18 protein-coding genes are annotated in these 14420 nt (G+C 33.5%); 7 read left to right on the top strand and 11 right to left on the bottom strand.

Going from position 1 to position 14420, the window contains the following annotated elements; translation table 11 throughout:
* Window positions 1-64: 64 nt before the first annotated feature.
* A complete protein-coding gene (locus tag BJ095_RS05795) occupies window positions 65-877 on the bottom strand; it encodes an N-acetylmuramoyl-L-alanine amidase (RefSeq protein ID WP_107933259.1) in 813 nt (270 codons plus the stop codon).
* Between the two features lie 352 nt (window positions 878-1229).
* On the opposite strand from BJ095_RS05795, the gene BJ095_RS05790 reads away from it, so the two are divergent.
* A complete protein-coding gene (locus tag BJ095_RS05790) occupies window positions 1230-2045 on the top strand; it encodes a uroporphyrinogen-III synthase (protein ID WP_107933257.1) in 816 nt (271 codons plus the stop codon).
* 169 nt (window positions 2046-2214) lie between these two features.
* Window positions 2215-2433 (top strand): hypothetical protein, encoded by a 219-nt coding sequence (locus BJ095_RS05785; RefSeq protein ID WP_107933255.1) that lies wholly within the window; start codon window positions 2215-2217, stop codon window positions 2431-2433.
* A 47-nt stretch (window positions 2434-2480) separates the two neighbouring features.
* Here the strand turns inward: BJ095_RS05785 and BJ095_RS05780 are convergent, their stop codons facing one another.
* Both BJ095_RS05780 and BJ095_RS05775 read right to left on the bottom strand, forming a co-directional pair.
* A complete protein-coding gene (locus BJ095_RS05780; RefSeq protein WP_107933254.1) occupies window positions 2481-3008 on the bottom strand; it encodes a D-glycero-alpha-D-manno-heptose-1,7-bisphosphate 7-phosphatase in 528 nt (175 codons plus the stop codon).
* A gap of 6 nt (window positions 3009-3014) precedes the next feature.
* The gene (locus BJ095_RS05775; protein ID WP_107933252.1) at window positions 3015-3500 is read right to left on the bottom strand and encodes a hypothetical protein; all 486 of its coding nucleotides are present in this window, start codon (window positions 3498-3500) and stop codon (window positions 3015-3017) included.
* Window positions 3501-3782: 282 nt separating this feature from the next.
* Here BJ095_RS05775 and BJ095_RS05770 point away from each other — a divergent pair, with 282 nt between their 5' ends.
* Window positions 3783-4418 (top strand): hypothetical protein, encoded by a 636-nt coding sequence (locus BJ095_RS05770; RefSeq protein ID WP_107933250.1) that lies wholly within the window; start codon window positions 3783-3785, stop codon window positions 4416-4418.
* A 92-nt stretch (window positions 4419-4510) separates the two neighbouring features.
* Here the strand turns inward: BJ095_RS05770 and BJ095_RS05765 are convergent, their stop codons facing one another.
* On the bottom strand, window positions 4511-4933 hold the full coding sequence (locus BJ095_RS05765; protein ID WP_107933249.1) for a DUF378 domain-containing protein: 423 nt from the start codon (window positions 4931-4933) through the stop codon (window positions 4511-4513).
* 200 nt (window positions 4934-5133) lie between these two features.
* Between BJ095_RS05765 and cbpA the strand changes: the two genes are divergently transcribed.
* Window positions 5134-5781, top strand: coding sequence for a cyclic di-AMP binding protein CbpA (gene cbpA / locus BJ095_RS05760; protein ID WP_107933247.1), 648 nt, complete (start codon window positions 5134-5136; stop codon window positions 5779-5781).
* A gap of 44 nt (window positions 5782-5825) precedes the next feature.
* Here cbpA and BJ095_RS05755 read toward each other — a convergent pair whose 3' ends face one another.
* The 5 genes from BJ095_RS05755 to BJ095_RS05735 all read right to left on the bottom strand — a co-directional run bounded on the left by BJ095_RS05755 (window position 5826) and on the right by BJ095_RS05735 (window position 10301).
* Window positions 5826-6656 carry a carbonic anhydrase gene (locus tag BJ095_RS05755; RefSeq protein ID WP_107933245.1) on the bottom strand — a complete coding sequence of 277 codons (831 nt, stop codon included), beginning with the start codon at window positions 6654-6656 and terminating at the stop codon, window positions 5826-5828.
* Between the two features lie 149 nt (window positions 6657-6805).
* Window positions 6806-7579: a YqhG family protein gene (locus BJ095_RS05750; RefSeq protein ID WP_107933243.1), complete on the bottom strand. Its 774-nt coding sequence runs from the start codon at window positions 7577-7579 to the stop codon at window positions 6806-6808.
* A 63-nt stretch (window positions 7580-7642) separates the two neighbouring features.
* Entirely contained in the window at window positions 7643-9166 is a 1524-nt protein-coding gene (locus BJ095_RS05745; RefSeq protein ID WP_107933241.1) for a DEAD/DEAH box helicase, read from the bottom strand.
* 199 nt (window positions 9167-9365) lie between these two features.
* Entirely contained in the window at window positions 9366-9836 is a 471-nt protein-coding gene (locus tag BJ095_RS05740; protein WP_107933240.1) for an SRPBCC family protein, read from the bottom strand.
* Window positions 9837-9869: 33 nt separating this feature from the next.
* The gene (locus BJ095_RS05735) at window positions 9870-10301 is read right to left on the bottom strand and encodes a GNAT family N-acetyltransferase (protein ID WP_107933238.1); all 432 of its coding nucleotides are present in this window, start codon (window positions 10299-10301) and stop codon (window positions 9870-9872) included.
* 645 nt (window positions 10302-10946) lie between these two features.
* Here BJ095_RS05735 and BJ095_RS05730 point away from each other — a divergent pair.
* Both BJ095_RS05730 and BJ095_RS05725 read left to right on the top strand, forming a co-directional pair.
* Window positions 10947-11111 (top strand): aspartyl-phosphate phosphatase Spo0E family protein, encoded by a 165-nt coding sequence (locus BJ095_RS05730; protein WP_107933236.1) that lies wholly within the window; start codon window positions 10947-10949, stop codon window positions 11109-11111.
* A gap of 118 nt (window positions 11112-11229) precedes the next feature.
* On the top strand, window positions 11230-12399 hold the full coding sequence (locus BJ095_RS05725) for an MFS transporter (protein ID WP_107933234.1): 1170 nt from the start codon (window positions 11230-11232) through the stop codon (window positions 12397-12399).
* A 63-nt stretch (window positions 12400-12462) separates the two neighbouring features.
* Here BJ095_RS05725 and BJ095_RS05720 read toward each other — a convergent pair whose 3' ends face one another.
* The gene (locus BJ095_RS05720) at window positions 12463-12720 is read right to left on the bottom strand and encodes a DUF2164 family protein (protein ID WP_107933232.1); all 258 of its coding nucleotides are present in this window, start codon (window positions 12718-12720) and stop codon (window positions 12463-12465) included.
* Between the two features lie 199 nt (window positions 12721-12919).
* Window positions 12920-13705, bottom strand: a complete 786-nt coding sequence (locus BJ095_RS05715) for a metallophosphoesterase (protein ID WP_107933230.1) — start codon at window positions 13703-13705, stop codon at window positions 12920-12922.
* Between the two features lie 128 nt (window positions 13706-13833).
* Here BJ095_RS05715 and BJ095_RS05710 point away from each other — a divergent pair, with 128 nt between their 5' ends.
* Window positions 13834-14328 carry a GNAT family N-acetyltransferase gene (locus tag BJ095_RS05710; RefSeq protein ID WP_107933228.1) on the top strand — a complete coding sequence of 165 codons (495 nt, stop codon included), beginning with the start codon at window positions 13834-13836 and terminating at the stop codon, window positions 14326-14328.
* The last annotated feature ends 92 nt before the right edge of the window (window positions 14329-14420 follow it).

The following is a 14420-nucleotide window of genomic DNA, read 5'->3' as shown; positions in this document are numbered from 1 at the left end:
AAATTACATGCACAAATAAAAAAGACCAACACAAATTGCGCTGATCTTTGTATCTTTTTATCTATTACATTCCTTGAGTTGCTTTTCTATATTCGATTGTAGCAAATTGCTCACGAGTTAATGGTCTATTCGGATTAGAGCCATTAACTAAGCCTTGATCTATAGCCCATTCCCATGCCACTCTATGATCAGGTGCAACTGCACGTTCTCTAACTCCAGCCATTGCTTCTAAAACCTGTATTCTATTAGCCTGAGCTTCGATTAATCGTTTTAATTCCTCGTACTGTGCCATAGTTAACTCCTCCTCTGGACTTGTTACTCTAGATAACCCAGCAAACCTCGCAAAGCTTTGAGCGACAGCCCTTCCTGCATTGGCAAGAACTGTATCATTACGAAGCTTAGTTATATCAACCAAACTATCCATAAAGCCACCCTCGATTAAGATTGCTGGCATTGCTGTTTCGCGAACTATGTGAAGATTCCCTCGTTTAATGCCTCGATCACTAAGACCATAAGCTTTAACCACAGCCGGATGAATCGCTTCGGCTAATTCAACACTGCGAGGCTGCGGAGTTGTATAAACGAAGGTTTCAATGCCTGTATGATTTCCCCATCGCCCTCCAAGAGCATTATGGTGAAAGGAAATATAATAATTGGCTGCCCAATTATTTGCCCCATTTGTTCTCTCATTTAAAGGGACGTCTCTTTGACCAGTAGGGTCGTCGAATCTTCTTGTCATAACTCCTTTATACAGGGCTAATTCATTAGCAAAGGCACGAGCTACTTTGTCATTAAAAGACCATTCTCTTTCCCCATCTGGCGTACGTTTACCAGGCGTATTATAACCATGTCCCGCATCATATCCAACTTTTATCATTCTCCATCACCCTTGGAAATAGTATATGCTGAAAATTTCATACTGTTAGAATGAGAAAATCACCATTCTATTTATATAAATATGAAAAACTTGAGCTAAAAGAGACCCTTAAGGAACAATAAGCCATAATCTTTTGTCTTTGACTTATTAATATACCCACGCTTAATACAGCTAAATAGCTTCCTGCATACCACATGTATCCACTCTTAATGATTTATAATATGAAGCACTCCACACTTTGTTAAAAAATTCGCTTTAATTTCGTACTTTAATGTATTATTCCCTAACACACTCTCTTTTTTTTTCATTTTTTTGTTAAGATAGAATTATTAATTAATGAGGAGAATGTTGGATGAGTGGATTAAATCACAAGTGCATCGCGTTATTAGGGACAAGAAAAATAGATGAACAAATAAATATTATTAGACAGCTTGGTGGAAGTGCTGTCCATCGCCCTGCACAGGGAACTGTATTTTTTGATTCAAGTTTTATTGGCTCTGAAGTAAAAGAAATTATAAACGGTCACTTTGAATGGGCCATTTTCACAACAGGTATCGGCTTTGAAAAATTATTTGAAGTCGCTGCTGAAATGGGGTTAGAAGCAGCTTTGCAAGCAGCTCTTGAAAAGATGAATATTGCTATACGAGGTTATAAATCAGCAAACGCTTTGAAAAAGAGAGGATTGGTTCCTATTGTGAGAGATGATGATGGTAGTATTTCAGGCTTACTCCGTGAAATGCACGACCATGATTTAAAAGATAAAACTGTTGCTGTACAACTTTATGGCGATCCTGCAGTAGAGCTCATCAATTGGTTAAAAGGTCAGCAGGCTGATTTTAAAGAAATAATCCCTTATGAGCATATTCCACCTCAAAAAGAGGTTTTGGATCAAATAATGAATGAAATACTTACAAGCAAAGTAGATGCAGTAGGATTTACAAGTATTCAACAGGTTCGTTTCTTATTTAATTATGCAGTAGAAAACAACCAGGATGGCGAGCTTCTGCACGCTTTCGAGAATCATGTGCTAGCCCTACCTGTTGGAAAAGTTACTGGAAAGGCACTACAGGAGCGCGGTGTTACAAGAATGATTATCCCTGAGGACGAGAGAATTGGTAGTGCTCTGATGACATTAAATAAGTATTATAAAGAAACTGTTACAAAATAGAATGAGAATCTTAATTACAAGACTAATTCGTGTACTCCCTACGAATTAGTTTTTTATTTACTAAAAAGAGATACTGGGTTGAAAAATTTCTCTATTTACATATTTCTCCCTTCTACAATTAATTTAGCTTCATAGAATGTAAGTATATTTAGTTGAAGGGAGATAGATTATGTACGCAGTTCATTTTTATGAAAGAAACACACTATTTATAAGTAAATTATTAAATGAGGTTCCGACAGAGGGCTCTGAAATTAAATTAAAGGGTCGAAAAGGAATTGTTACACAAGTAAGTGAAGTCCAAGAAAACAAATACCATGTACAAATAGAATTAGAAGCTATTAAGAAGGTCCCTCTAGTTAGTGCTCTTGATAAAAAGAAAAGAAAATAATAGAGGCATTTCATAACCACTTTTGGCTACATCAAAAGTGGTTATTTTTAATTTCTGGAATTCTCTATTATCCAATCAGCAGCAGTAGCTAAATCTGGAAAAATAGCATCTGCAATTGGATCGATTTCGCCTAAAAATACTGTTTTTGTTCCAGCTTTTTTCCCTGCTTGGATGTCTGTATCGGTGTCCCCTACCATAAATGATTTTGATAAGTCGATTTCATACCTTTTCCCCAAATCTATAATCATTTTACTGCCAGGCTTTCTACATTCACAACCCGCTTTTGGTTTATGCGCACAATAGGCTACATCATGTACTATTGCACCTGATTTCTTTAATTCACTAATCATATGTTCATGAATTTTAATAAGTTGAGCTTCCTTCATAAAACCTAACCCGACGCCACCTTGATTAGTTACCACAAATACATAATCAAAAAATTCATTTAGCTTTTTTACAGCTTCGGGCACACCAGGCAAAAAATAAAAATCCCTTGGTTTGTTTACAAATTTTACTCGGCTTGTTAATACCTCATTGATTACACCATCGCGATCTAAAAAAACAGCCTTCTTCAATATTGATCACACCCTTTTATTTAATTCTCTTTGCTTAATCTGCTCGCCAATTAATTTTTGAATTTTTATAGTCAGCTTATTTTTAACCATGTAGTTTTTTGTTTTTACAGAAATTATATTTATTTTCTGAATAATTTGCTGTGGCAAGGTTTTTATTTCTACCATTTTTATCCACTTCACCATTGAAATTATGCTTGCTTTTATTTCACGACCATTTTCCATTACTTCTACAGTAAAAGTTTCAATAAGGATTACAAGCCAAACTGTTAGAAGCAATAAAGTAATAACGACATCTAATACTTGTTCAATTGGACCGACTTTTCCCATTGTTAGTAGGATTTTAAATACAAAGAAAACCACCCCAGATCCGATGCTGACTGAGCCATTATACAGTATGTAATTATATGAAATTTTGGTTCCTAAATAATACATAACCAGTGCAATAGATCCTATCATTAACAAACATACAAGCAATAAATGTGCATAACTCATTATAACACCTCTTTCTTCCAATTATAAATATTATTACCCAAAATATGGGTTACCATTCAAAAGTTGGAATTACTTTATAACTTATTTGGAAAAAGAATTTCAATTTAGTTACATTATTCTAGTTGTGGTGACACAAAATATGAAATGTGATAAGTGACTCATTTTGTCACTTTTTATATTGGGAATTGAAACAGATAGAGAAGATATCAAGGTGGTGAGATTTTAGATTCTTTTCACTTCCCTACCTATTTAAAATAAATAAAACACTTAGGAGTGAGTACATTGAAAAAACAAAACAATCTTTGGATTTATTTCCTTACTGCCGTTATTTCTATAGGCTTATTTGGTACAACGATTGCACCTGCATACGCTCATACACACGATTTCCATGATGAGTATGATCAATTAGATGATGAGACAAAAGCAAAGGTCGATGAAGTCTTAAGCTCATTAAAGGCAGATTTAAAAGGGATGGGCATTGAAATTCCTCAAAATAAGTTCCATGAACAAATGGAAAAGTTAGATGATGAAACAAAAGAAATAGTTAAAGCCATTTTTAAAGATAAAAAATCAGGTAAAATTACAAAAGAAGAAGCACATAAAAAGCTGACAGAGCTTGGAGTAGAGCCACCAGAGCATAAAAAATGCAAAGTATTTGAAAACCTAGACGAAGCAACTAAGAAAAAAGCAAAAGCAATCTTCAATGATAAAAAATTAGGTAAAATTACAAAAGAAGAAGCACATAAAAAACTAGCAGAGTTGGGTGTTGAAATACCTAAGCATCCAATGCATGAAAGCTTTGAGAAGCTTGACAATGCATCGAAAATAAAAGTAAAAGAACGTGTAGAGCAGGCGAAGTTAGACCTTCAAGAATTAGGAATAACCCTTCCTAAAAAATTCGAATTTTTTGCAGAGTAAGAACAAAAGCGGTATTCTCTTCTATGAGAGTACCGCTTAAAATTTTCCAATAAAAAAAGCGGGTAATGTTTAATTACCCACTCATAAATGACCTAAACCATGCTATCCTTATCCCCTTTGTCTTTCCCTTTACCATCATTTTCATATAACTCTAATGCTCGTTTGTTTTCAACTTTAGGAAAACGTGTAGCTTGATCTACGTCAGTAGTACGGTTTCTTTGCACTTCATTTAAATCAGCTTCCTCACCAAACTCAGTTTGATAATTCATATTAGTGTAGGCATTACTATGGTTATTATTTGTAAGCTCTACATCGTCTTCTTCATATGCCTTAAATAGTAATGGGATACTCAGTAATCCAGCTAATCCGACTAAACTATAAACAATTCTTGATAAAGCCGTGTCCTGGCCACCAAAAAGTGTTGCCACAAGGTCGAACTGGAATAGCCCAATTAACCCCCAATTGATTGCACCTACAATAACAAGAACTAATGCAAGTCGATATACTATTCCCATGTTCCCCTCCTATAAATATTTTTTTGTACACAACCTTCAATATTGTGTCCATTTATCTTTTACAATTCTTATTTATTTATACCTTGTTTATGTATATCTCCAAAAGGCTATTCATATTATAAAATATAATGAAACTCATTTGCCCAAATCTCTATCTTGCTTGCTTGTATTGAGTTTTGTAATTAGAAGGGACGAACAAAATGATTATTAAACAAAGATTATTGAAGAAAAATGACGTTGTTTGGTGTAAAGAGTCCGAAACAACAGCACAGGTACTTAAAAAGCTCAAAGAATCAGGTTACCGCTGTATTCCAATATTGGATAATAGCGGACAAAAATTTATCGGAAACGCTTATAAAGTATCAATTCTTGAGCATATGCTAGAGCATGAAAAGGAAGAAATTCCGATCATTGAGCTGGCACGTGATCAGGATGGAACAATCTCTGAAGAAAGCTCATTTTTTGAAAGCTTTTTTTCAATCAAAAGGCTTCCTTATCTTGCTGTTGTCGATGAGGAAGAAAATTTTACAGGTATTCTTACACATTCAAAGGTATTTGAATTACTTGAAGAGGCATGGGGCTACAAAACGGGAAGCTACGCATTAACCATTGCATTGCCCGATACAGAAGGAATATTGGCAAAAGTCCTAACCCTTGTAAAGAAAAAAACTTCTGTTCATAGTGTTTTTACACTTGATGATGATAATTGGTACTTAAGAAGAGTCATTCTAACTCTTGGTAAAGATGCTCACGAGGCAGCAATCAAGGAAATTGAAGATATCCTGCATAAGGTTGGTGCCCGTTTAATCGATGTCGAAACATTTAATAAAGACAAAAACAAAAAATAATTTTAAAAACGCGATTAGGAATTTTAGCCCAATCGCGTTTTTATTTAGTTTAGATTAAATTTATAAACATCTCGTCCATTTAACTCTTGGATTGGTCGGTTGTTTTGTAGGAATATGGAGCTGAATCGGTTGATTTGCTTGTCTGACATCTCTATAGGCTGCTCTAAAATAAACCAATTTACACCTTCTGTACAAGGAGGAGCTGTTAAAGAACCAACATATTGGTAAACACTTTTCTGTTCTGGTAATAGTAGCTGTAAATCAACAGGATTTTTTAATATTTTCGCTGCTTCTTTACCGTCTGTTGGTATTTCGTCCCACATTTCTGCTAATATTTGATTTTCTTCCCCACTTTGAATGAATAATCCAATAACAGCTAATTTTCCTTCCTCTGACTCATGGTACAGATGAGCCTCCATATCAAAATATTGTCCATTTAACTGATGCTCACTTGGTGAATGGAAATGAATACCTGTAAGCTTGTATTCTTTATCATTTATTAATAACGAGTTTTCAAGGGTTGTCGAATTAGCTTCAATTGTATGACCATTATTTTCTACTGCAAAAATCGCCTGGTCATAGTTAAGTGAAATTTGTTCTGCTAATTTTACAGCCTCTTGTTGATCTGCAGTTTCTTTTATTTCAATATTAATAGGAGATTGAAGCTCACCTCTCCCACATGCTTCATAATTTGAATTCACATTCATCCATTGTTCAGGTCCTGTTTCACCTGTATACGACCAATAGACACCAGTTGCTGTTAATTGTTCTTTGTCCTCAACAGGCGCTTGTTCTGTCGTATCAATTGCAAAATATCCGACAATACCTATAACTAATGCAATAGATAATATGGCATAGATGTAATTTTTACGCATGATAAGTTTTCTCCTTCTAAGATGCTCTTTTCTATCAAGTTATCCCATTCAGACTGATTTCTATTCACTTTAAGCACAATTAAATATCGTTTTTTCACATAATAAAATGCTCAAAAAATACTTGAGCATTTAAGAAGTTTAATTTCCCTTTATTGTAAGAAAAACAAACCACCATTAATGATTTCTACTTTTATGCGGGGGTTAAATCTTTCTTCTAGTCCCTTTTTTTCGATTTCATAGCTTTCTGGTTTTTCTTCTACTCCCTCATAGAAATAGTCGAGGACCTCCAGCTCTTTATCCCATCGTTTTTTTGCTTCTTCCGCCCATGAATGGTCATCATTTTGAATAATATTTTGAATCATGGAATCCAGACGTTCAAGGGCTCTTTTGGGTTTTATAATATATTGCAGACAAAAACTTTTTTCTGGAATAGTTGGCTTAAGCGCAAGCTTAGTAACAAATTCATGGAAATTATCTTCTATTTCACCATTGATTAAGTTAATTCCTAAAGAGTAAAGCACTTCCTTAGTTTGGTCGCAATAATAGGATACCTTGTAATTAACACAGAAGTATGGAGTTAGCATTTTACTTCCTTCATTTCCATGCTGATACATACGTACAAAGGAACCTAATTCTTTCGTGGATTTAAATATTTGATGTAGTCTACCAGATCCAAAGTGGATAATTTCTCCTAAAAACTGATTTTGGATTTTTGTACGATCTGTTATTAAATTCAACCGAGCTGGATTTGCTGGACTATTCGTTGCTTCGATATACTGCCAATAAAATGGACGATTCATAATTCTTTTGTCCATATCAATTGTTAATTGTACTGAAAGCATATGTCCCTCGTCTGATACAATCTCACAATCGGTTTCTTTAAAAAACGTTTTTAAATAGTCATGAACTTGTTCTGCATACATCCTTATGCTTCCTCCTTTTGTTCATTACACTATCAACTTTATTTCATTTCGAATTTACAAAAATTAAGCTTTCCTAGTTAAAATATCATCCAATTCTCCTACAACTTTCTCAAAGACGTCAATTTTACTTTCTAGTAAATCCAATATCTTTTGCTCAATGGTATTTTCAATGGCTAAATTATATACATGCACATCTTCTTCTTGTCCTAAACGATGCACACGTCCAATTCGTTGTTCAAGCTTCATAGGATTCCATGGTAAGTCATAATTGATAACATGATGACAAAATTGAAGGTTGATCCCTTCACCACCAGATTCAGTTGCAATTAGGACTTGGTCTCGTTGACGGAATAATTGCTTTACCCAATCTCTTTTACTTTTACTAAACTTCCCGTTAAATAATACACTCGTAATGCCTTTAGTATAGAGATACCATTGGAGGTATGCCTGTGTAGCGCGGTACTCGGTAAAAATAATCACCTTATCATTTGCCTTTTCTATAATTTCAATGACTTTTTCAGCCTTCGAATTGATTTCTAGCTTTATGAGCTTTGCTAGTATTTCTTCTATATAATCATGTTCTTCTTTTGTGATACTTTTTTGCAGCATTTTATTTAACGTTAAGAATGTTGCTTCCTTACTGCTACACATCTCCTTAAGTAGAGTTACCATAGTAAAGGAGCTAGAAAAGACGGATGACACGTTTTTCAATTCACTAATCATGTCATACACCTCTCTCTCTTCAGGAGTGTATTGAATCGGAATAGTTTCAACCTTACGCGTTGTCCATTCAATGCCGGTATCCTGTCTTCGATTCCTTACCATCACTTGATTTACGAGTTCCTTTAAATACCTTTCCCCATCAATGGAGTTTTTAGTAGCTGCAAATGAAGCCTGGAATGTCTCGTAATTACCTAGGTGGCCCGGCTTTAATAATGACACAAGATAAAAAATTTCAAATATATCGTTTTGTATCGGTGTAGCCGTTAATAATAAGCAAAACTTCTTTTTTAAGCTTTGTACGAACTCATAAATTTGTGTTTTATGGTTTTTCAGTTTATGAGCCTCGTCAATAATAATCATGTCATAGTCTTGTTCATAGATTTTCTCTCGATGCGGGCTCTTTTTGGCCGTATCCATACTCATTACAACTACATCGTAGCTCTCAATAGGCGTGTTCTTTCTATAAGCTATGGCTGGTATAAAAAATCGTATATTTAACTCTGTTACCCATTGATTTTGTAAGGATGCCGGCACTAATATGAGGACTTTTTTTACGATTCCGCGAATCATATACTCCTTCATAATTAGCCCTGCTTCTATCGTTTTACCTAACCCTACTTCATCAGCCAAAATTGCTTTTCCATTCATTTTTTCAATTACGGTTTGCGCAGCCTCTACCTGATGTGGGAGCAATTGTATATTTGTTAAAAATTTTGGTGCCTGTAGGCCTGAAAATTCAGGTATTAAGTTCATCTTTTCTATCTCATAGCTCATGTTATAAAGTGTCCAGCTATCCCATGGACCATCTTGCTCAAAGCGTTCAATAAAGTCCTCTCGCCAATTTGAAGACCTTTCAATAATCATAACAACACCTCTCTTGTTGTACCCTTTAGTTTGTCCAAAACTAACAAACATATGAATTTAAAATTATTATTTTTTATTAAAATGAGATTTAAACTTTTAAAATTCTTTTTACGAATTGAGGAAATATTTGTTTTAACGGAGAAATTGGAGAAACTATTGGTAAGGTAATGCTCCTAAAATGAAAAAGAGCGGACAGTTTTTAAAGCTGTCCGCTTGATTGTAATGCTTGTTGCTCTGCTTCCTTTTTTACACGTTCAACAAATTGAACGACTACCTTGTCAGAAGCAAATTTCACTAGTGGCTTTAAAAACCATTTTAAAGGGGTATTTGTCGTTGTATATCTAAAATTTGTTTTGTTGGTTTCAATACTCTTTAACTCATATTCTGCTGTAATTTTGAACAACTTGGCTAAAGTAAAGCCAACCTTTAGTTTTTTAAAAAAATCGTCATTAATATAATCTAATGTTTGTACTTCATATTCTTGTTCGCGATTACCTTCACGGTACCTCTGAAGGTAAATACTTCCTATTTTTTCATCTGTCAATTTAACAGGCTCATGCGCTACAACAGCAGGCATTATTTTTTGCATATCTTCTAAGCTTCCATTTAACAAATTCCATACCTGTTCAATAGGAACTTCAATCACAATATCCTTCGTCCAAGATTTCATATATATCCTCCGCTATTTCAAATGTCAAAAGAATTATATCTTTTTAGTCATTAGAACATGTGGGATACCATCCTCCATAAAGACGTCCGATGAAGTTTCATAACCTAGATTTTTATAAAAAGCTTCTGCATGTGTTTGTCCATGTAATTTCACTCTATTTAATCCTTTTTCTTTTGCAATTTCCTCTAATTCACGAACAATTACTTTTCCAAGCCCCAGCTTACGAAATGGCTCTAAAACACAGATTCTTTCGAGCTTTCCAGTTCCGTCTACCTCTCTAAGCCTCGCTGTTCCTACACACTTGTCTGTATCCATTATAAGAATATGCTTACAATTACTATCTAGCTGATCAAATTGATCAAATTCATCCTCTAAAGGAACTTCTTGCTCTATAACAAATACCTCTTTACGAATTTCGAATGCTTGGTCTAATTGTTCTTGTGTAATTACTCGAATTGTTTGCACTATAGTTCAACCTTCTCTCATTAAAATCTCCATAAGTATATTAAAAAAGAAAAATATTGTAAATTAATTTCCTATCAATTAAAATATTTTAGTACAGTCTTTGTATACTATTTTATACATTTTCTATAATCTCTTTAAATTTATTTAATAAATATAAACTAATTTCTTCTAACAATAGGAAAAAGTAAATGAAAAGCTTAATTTTGCGTACAAAATAGGTATATCAATATAATTAACAGCTTTAAAAATTTTAAATTTTCAAACTATTTAACTCGCGCTTATTTTTCAAATTTCAACCCATTCTTTTCTAAAAAAATCGTCATTTTTCGAGTTTTTGTCGACTTTAAAAAGAGTCTTTTTGACAAAATAAATTGACTTTCTACTTCCATAAAAAACAAGTCTTGAATATTTAATTCATCACTATCTATCAGGTGGTTACTAGATTTACGCAGAATTAAAAGCTTAAACACATCAGAGTTGAAGAAAACGATTATAGAATATTAATGCTAAATGTGACAAAAATGTGAATTTTCATTTATCAACCACGAACCGACATAATTTTCAAAAGAAGTAATATACAATTACTAAAGTTAACAAATTATATTAAGCAATTAATATAATACTAAACCATGGGGGATTACTTGAATGAGAAGTAAATTTTACAGACAAATTTTAAAGCTACTAATTGAGATGAAAAGAAAAGATATGTATAAGAAAGCTAATAATTTAGGTTTCACACATCCAGAAACTGTAACCTGTAGTCAGGAACTCGATGCATTGCTTAATATATACAGTCATAAAGTAGCTTAAGGGTTAAGGAGGAATTTTTATTAATAATACAATACAATATCTATCCGATTATGAGCCCAGTTAGACAAGAGTTAATCTGTCTAACTGGGTTTAAATTCTTTCTAAAAGGAGTTTTTTTATGAATGATGATAATCTCAAAACCGTTAACTACCCTTTAATTACATTTATATTAACTTTTGCTGGACTTACTATCTTAATGTCCATGTATATTACAATCCCTCTTACAGCAACCTGGATATCTGAGTTTTCTATCAATGAAACGAAAGCTATTTGGTTAAGCAGTGCCTTTTCCCTTTGCTATGCCTTTTCAAGCTTAATCTATGGACCGCTTTCAGATCGATTTGGTAGAAAGGTGTTTTTAGTATATGGAATTACCTTTCTTACAATCATCACCATTTTATGCGGATTTGTCGAAAATTATGAGCTACTTCTCATACTTCGTATCCTACAAGCTATGGGTGCTTCTGCTTTTGTTCCCATTTCGTTAGTCTATATAGCAGACGTTTTACCTGCTGAAAAAAGACTTAAAGCTTTAGGTTTTGTTTCTTCTTCTTTTTTGATTGCTAGTGTAGTCGCCCAGGTTTTCTCCACACTTGTCCAAGAGACTTTTGGCTGGCACTACATATTTTTACTACTGGGGCTATTTTATATTGTTACCTCCATCCTTACTATCGTCTACTTACCCAAAGACACGAGAGTTAAACATGAAAATAGCATCTTAACAAACTTTATAAATATTAAAAACTTATTTATAAATCGTTCTCTTTGTATTTCGTTCCTTATATCTTTTATGCTGCTATTCTCTTTAATAGGTATGTATACAATTTTGGGGACATACCTAGCAGCTAAACCCTTATACTTCACTGACGAACAGATACTTATTGTACGAGCAACGGGTCTAATTGCTGTTACAACAAGTCTTTTCGCTAATAACATAACGAGAAAATTTGGTGTAGTACAGTCTGTTAAGTGCAGCTTGTTAGTGGCTTCGCTTTCATTATTCTTAATGGCGATTAGCCCTAATCCGATTTTGTCTATACTATTCAGCTTATTTTTCATTGCTTGTATAGCATTACTAGTACCAGTAAATATTTCACTGATAAATAAAAATAGTGCCGCACAAAGAGGAACAGCCATTCTTTTTAATGCTTTTATACTTTTTATTGGTGCAAGCTTCGGTCCAATGCTTGCCTCACAATTAATGCTGCATACTAATTCATTGGTTAGTTTCGTAATTTTTGGGTTTGTTCTTCTGCTTGGTTATGTCGGAGCATTCTTCTTTGACTAAAAACTATTAAATTAAAAATGTCCCACTAGTTGTTAAGCTGCATACTAGTAGGACATTTTTAATTTAGTTTAATGATTTACTCAAGCCGGGTAGCTTTAGCTTTAATAGCTCTTCCTCTAAATTTTGGCATTGTTTATCAATTGCATTAAATACATCATTTATAATTGTATTGAAAATAATCGGTGATATTGTTTCATTAAAAAACTTAAGCATTTTTTCGACTTCATATTCAGATAACTCTTCTTGCCTTTCATTCAAAAAAAACTGCTGTATTTCTTTTAGTATGAATTGATACTGCTCTTTTGATAGATCCTTTAACATACCCAGTCCCCTATTCTATGTATCACATATATACTTTTCATAATAATCTGACATAATTATAGATTAAAAGTTACACATATTTTATAAAATTTTACATTAAATATCTACAAATTTAAGAAATTTAATATTTCTTCCTTCCTTTATTAGTTCATAATGGGTCATCGTGCTATGCAACAATGACCACATTTTCATAAAGAAGCTATTTTCCAATCGGATTATCTGCTCCAGTTTTACCTGAGTAGTTTTCCAATGCTTCTACAAACACAAACTCTCTTTCTGGGAAACGAAAACATGTAAGCTTGCCTCCAAATACAACACCTTGATCAATATTAAGAGTATTGTTAATTAAAAGTGGCTCAGGTTTTGGATCATGTCCCCATAAAATTAGTAGGTCTCCTTTATGCTCTTTAAACCAGTCTCTTCTTATTGGCTTTCCCTTTTCATCCATCCCTGCTACATCTCCATAGCGGCAAAAGTCTTTTATTCTTGAATTTTCATTACCTATATATTCATCTTTAATACCTGCATGTGCACAAACAACTAGATCTTCACCTTCATTAGAGACGATATAGTGAGAGGGTGCATCCATAAGTAATGTTTTCAGCCTTGCCTTTAAATTTAAAGTTTCTTTTTTACCGTGCTTTAACTCATAATTCTTAAATTCCTTTTGAACATTTTCATCACCATGCTTCAATTGAACCTTTCTTCCCTCTAACCAGCGGGCAATCTTCCATCCATGATTACTATCAATCATATAAGCTTGGCCTGCTTCCACATGTCTTAAGAAGAACAGCATACATTCAATTGACTGTGGTCCTCTACTCATAACATCGCCCAAAGATAGTATTTTCCGTCCTTCTGGATGTATATATAGACCTTCTCTATTTTTTTGATAGCCTAATTTATCAAGTAATGTCATAAACTCTTCAAAACAAGCATGAATATCACCTATAATGTCCAACCCGAAGCCTAATTCAATTCGCATAGTAGTTCTCTCCCTTAAATCAATTACTAATTAGTATGACTATATTAGTGAGGAATTCTACATTAAAATTTAGCAGCGACTCATTTGATAAATATGGTAAACTATCTAAATAAAGGGAGGTAGTTTCCATGAAAATACGTACGATTGAATTAAAGGATACAAAAAATTATCTTAATTTAAATAAGAAAATTGATGAGTCTGGTTTTATGCTTTATGAACCAGGTGAAAAACAGATTACTCTAGAACAGCAAGAGAAATTCATAGAAAAAATCCTGGCAGATAACCGTTCGATTATGTTAGTAGCAGAAGTTGAAGAAGAACTTGCCGGGTTTATCGCTGCTATTGGGAATAACCTTAAGCGAACACAGCATCGGGCGTATATCGTTATTGGCTTACTAGAAGAATTCCGAGGAAAAGGCATTGGAAAGTCATTATTTGAGCAATTATTTATTTGGGCTAAACAAAACGGAATCACTCGTCTTGAACTAACAGTGATCAAGGAAAACGATAGAGCTTTTAATTTATATAGAAAAATGGGCTTTGTATTAGAAGGTGAAAAGGTACACTCACTAATGATTGATGGAGCACCAACAAATGAATATTATTTATATAAAATATTATAATATTCCCTGATGATTTGATTTAATAGATATACAAAGAAGTTTTGTAACCAATCTTGCAAAACTTCTTCAATCTATAAGCATTAGCTTAATCA

It is taken from the genome of Ureibacillus chungkukjangi, from assembly GCF_003217295.1.
Taxonomy (GTDB): domain Bacteria; phylum Bacillota; class Bacilli; order Bacillales_A; family Planococcaceae; genus Ureibacillus; species Ureibacillus chungkukjangi.
The sequence above is the reverse complement of the archived record's forward strand: the minus strand, read 5'-3'. Positions and strand labels throughout refer to the sequence as shown.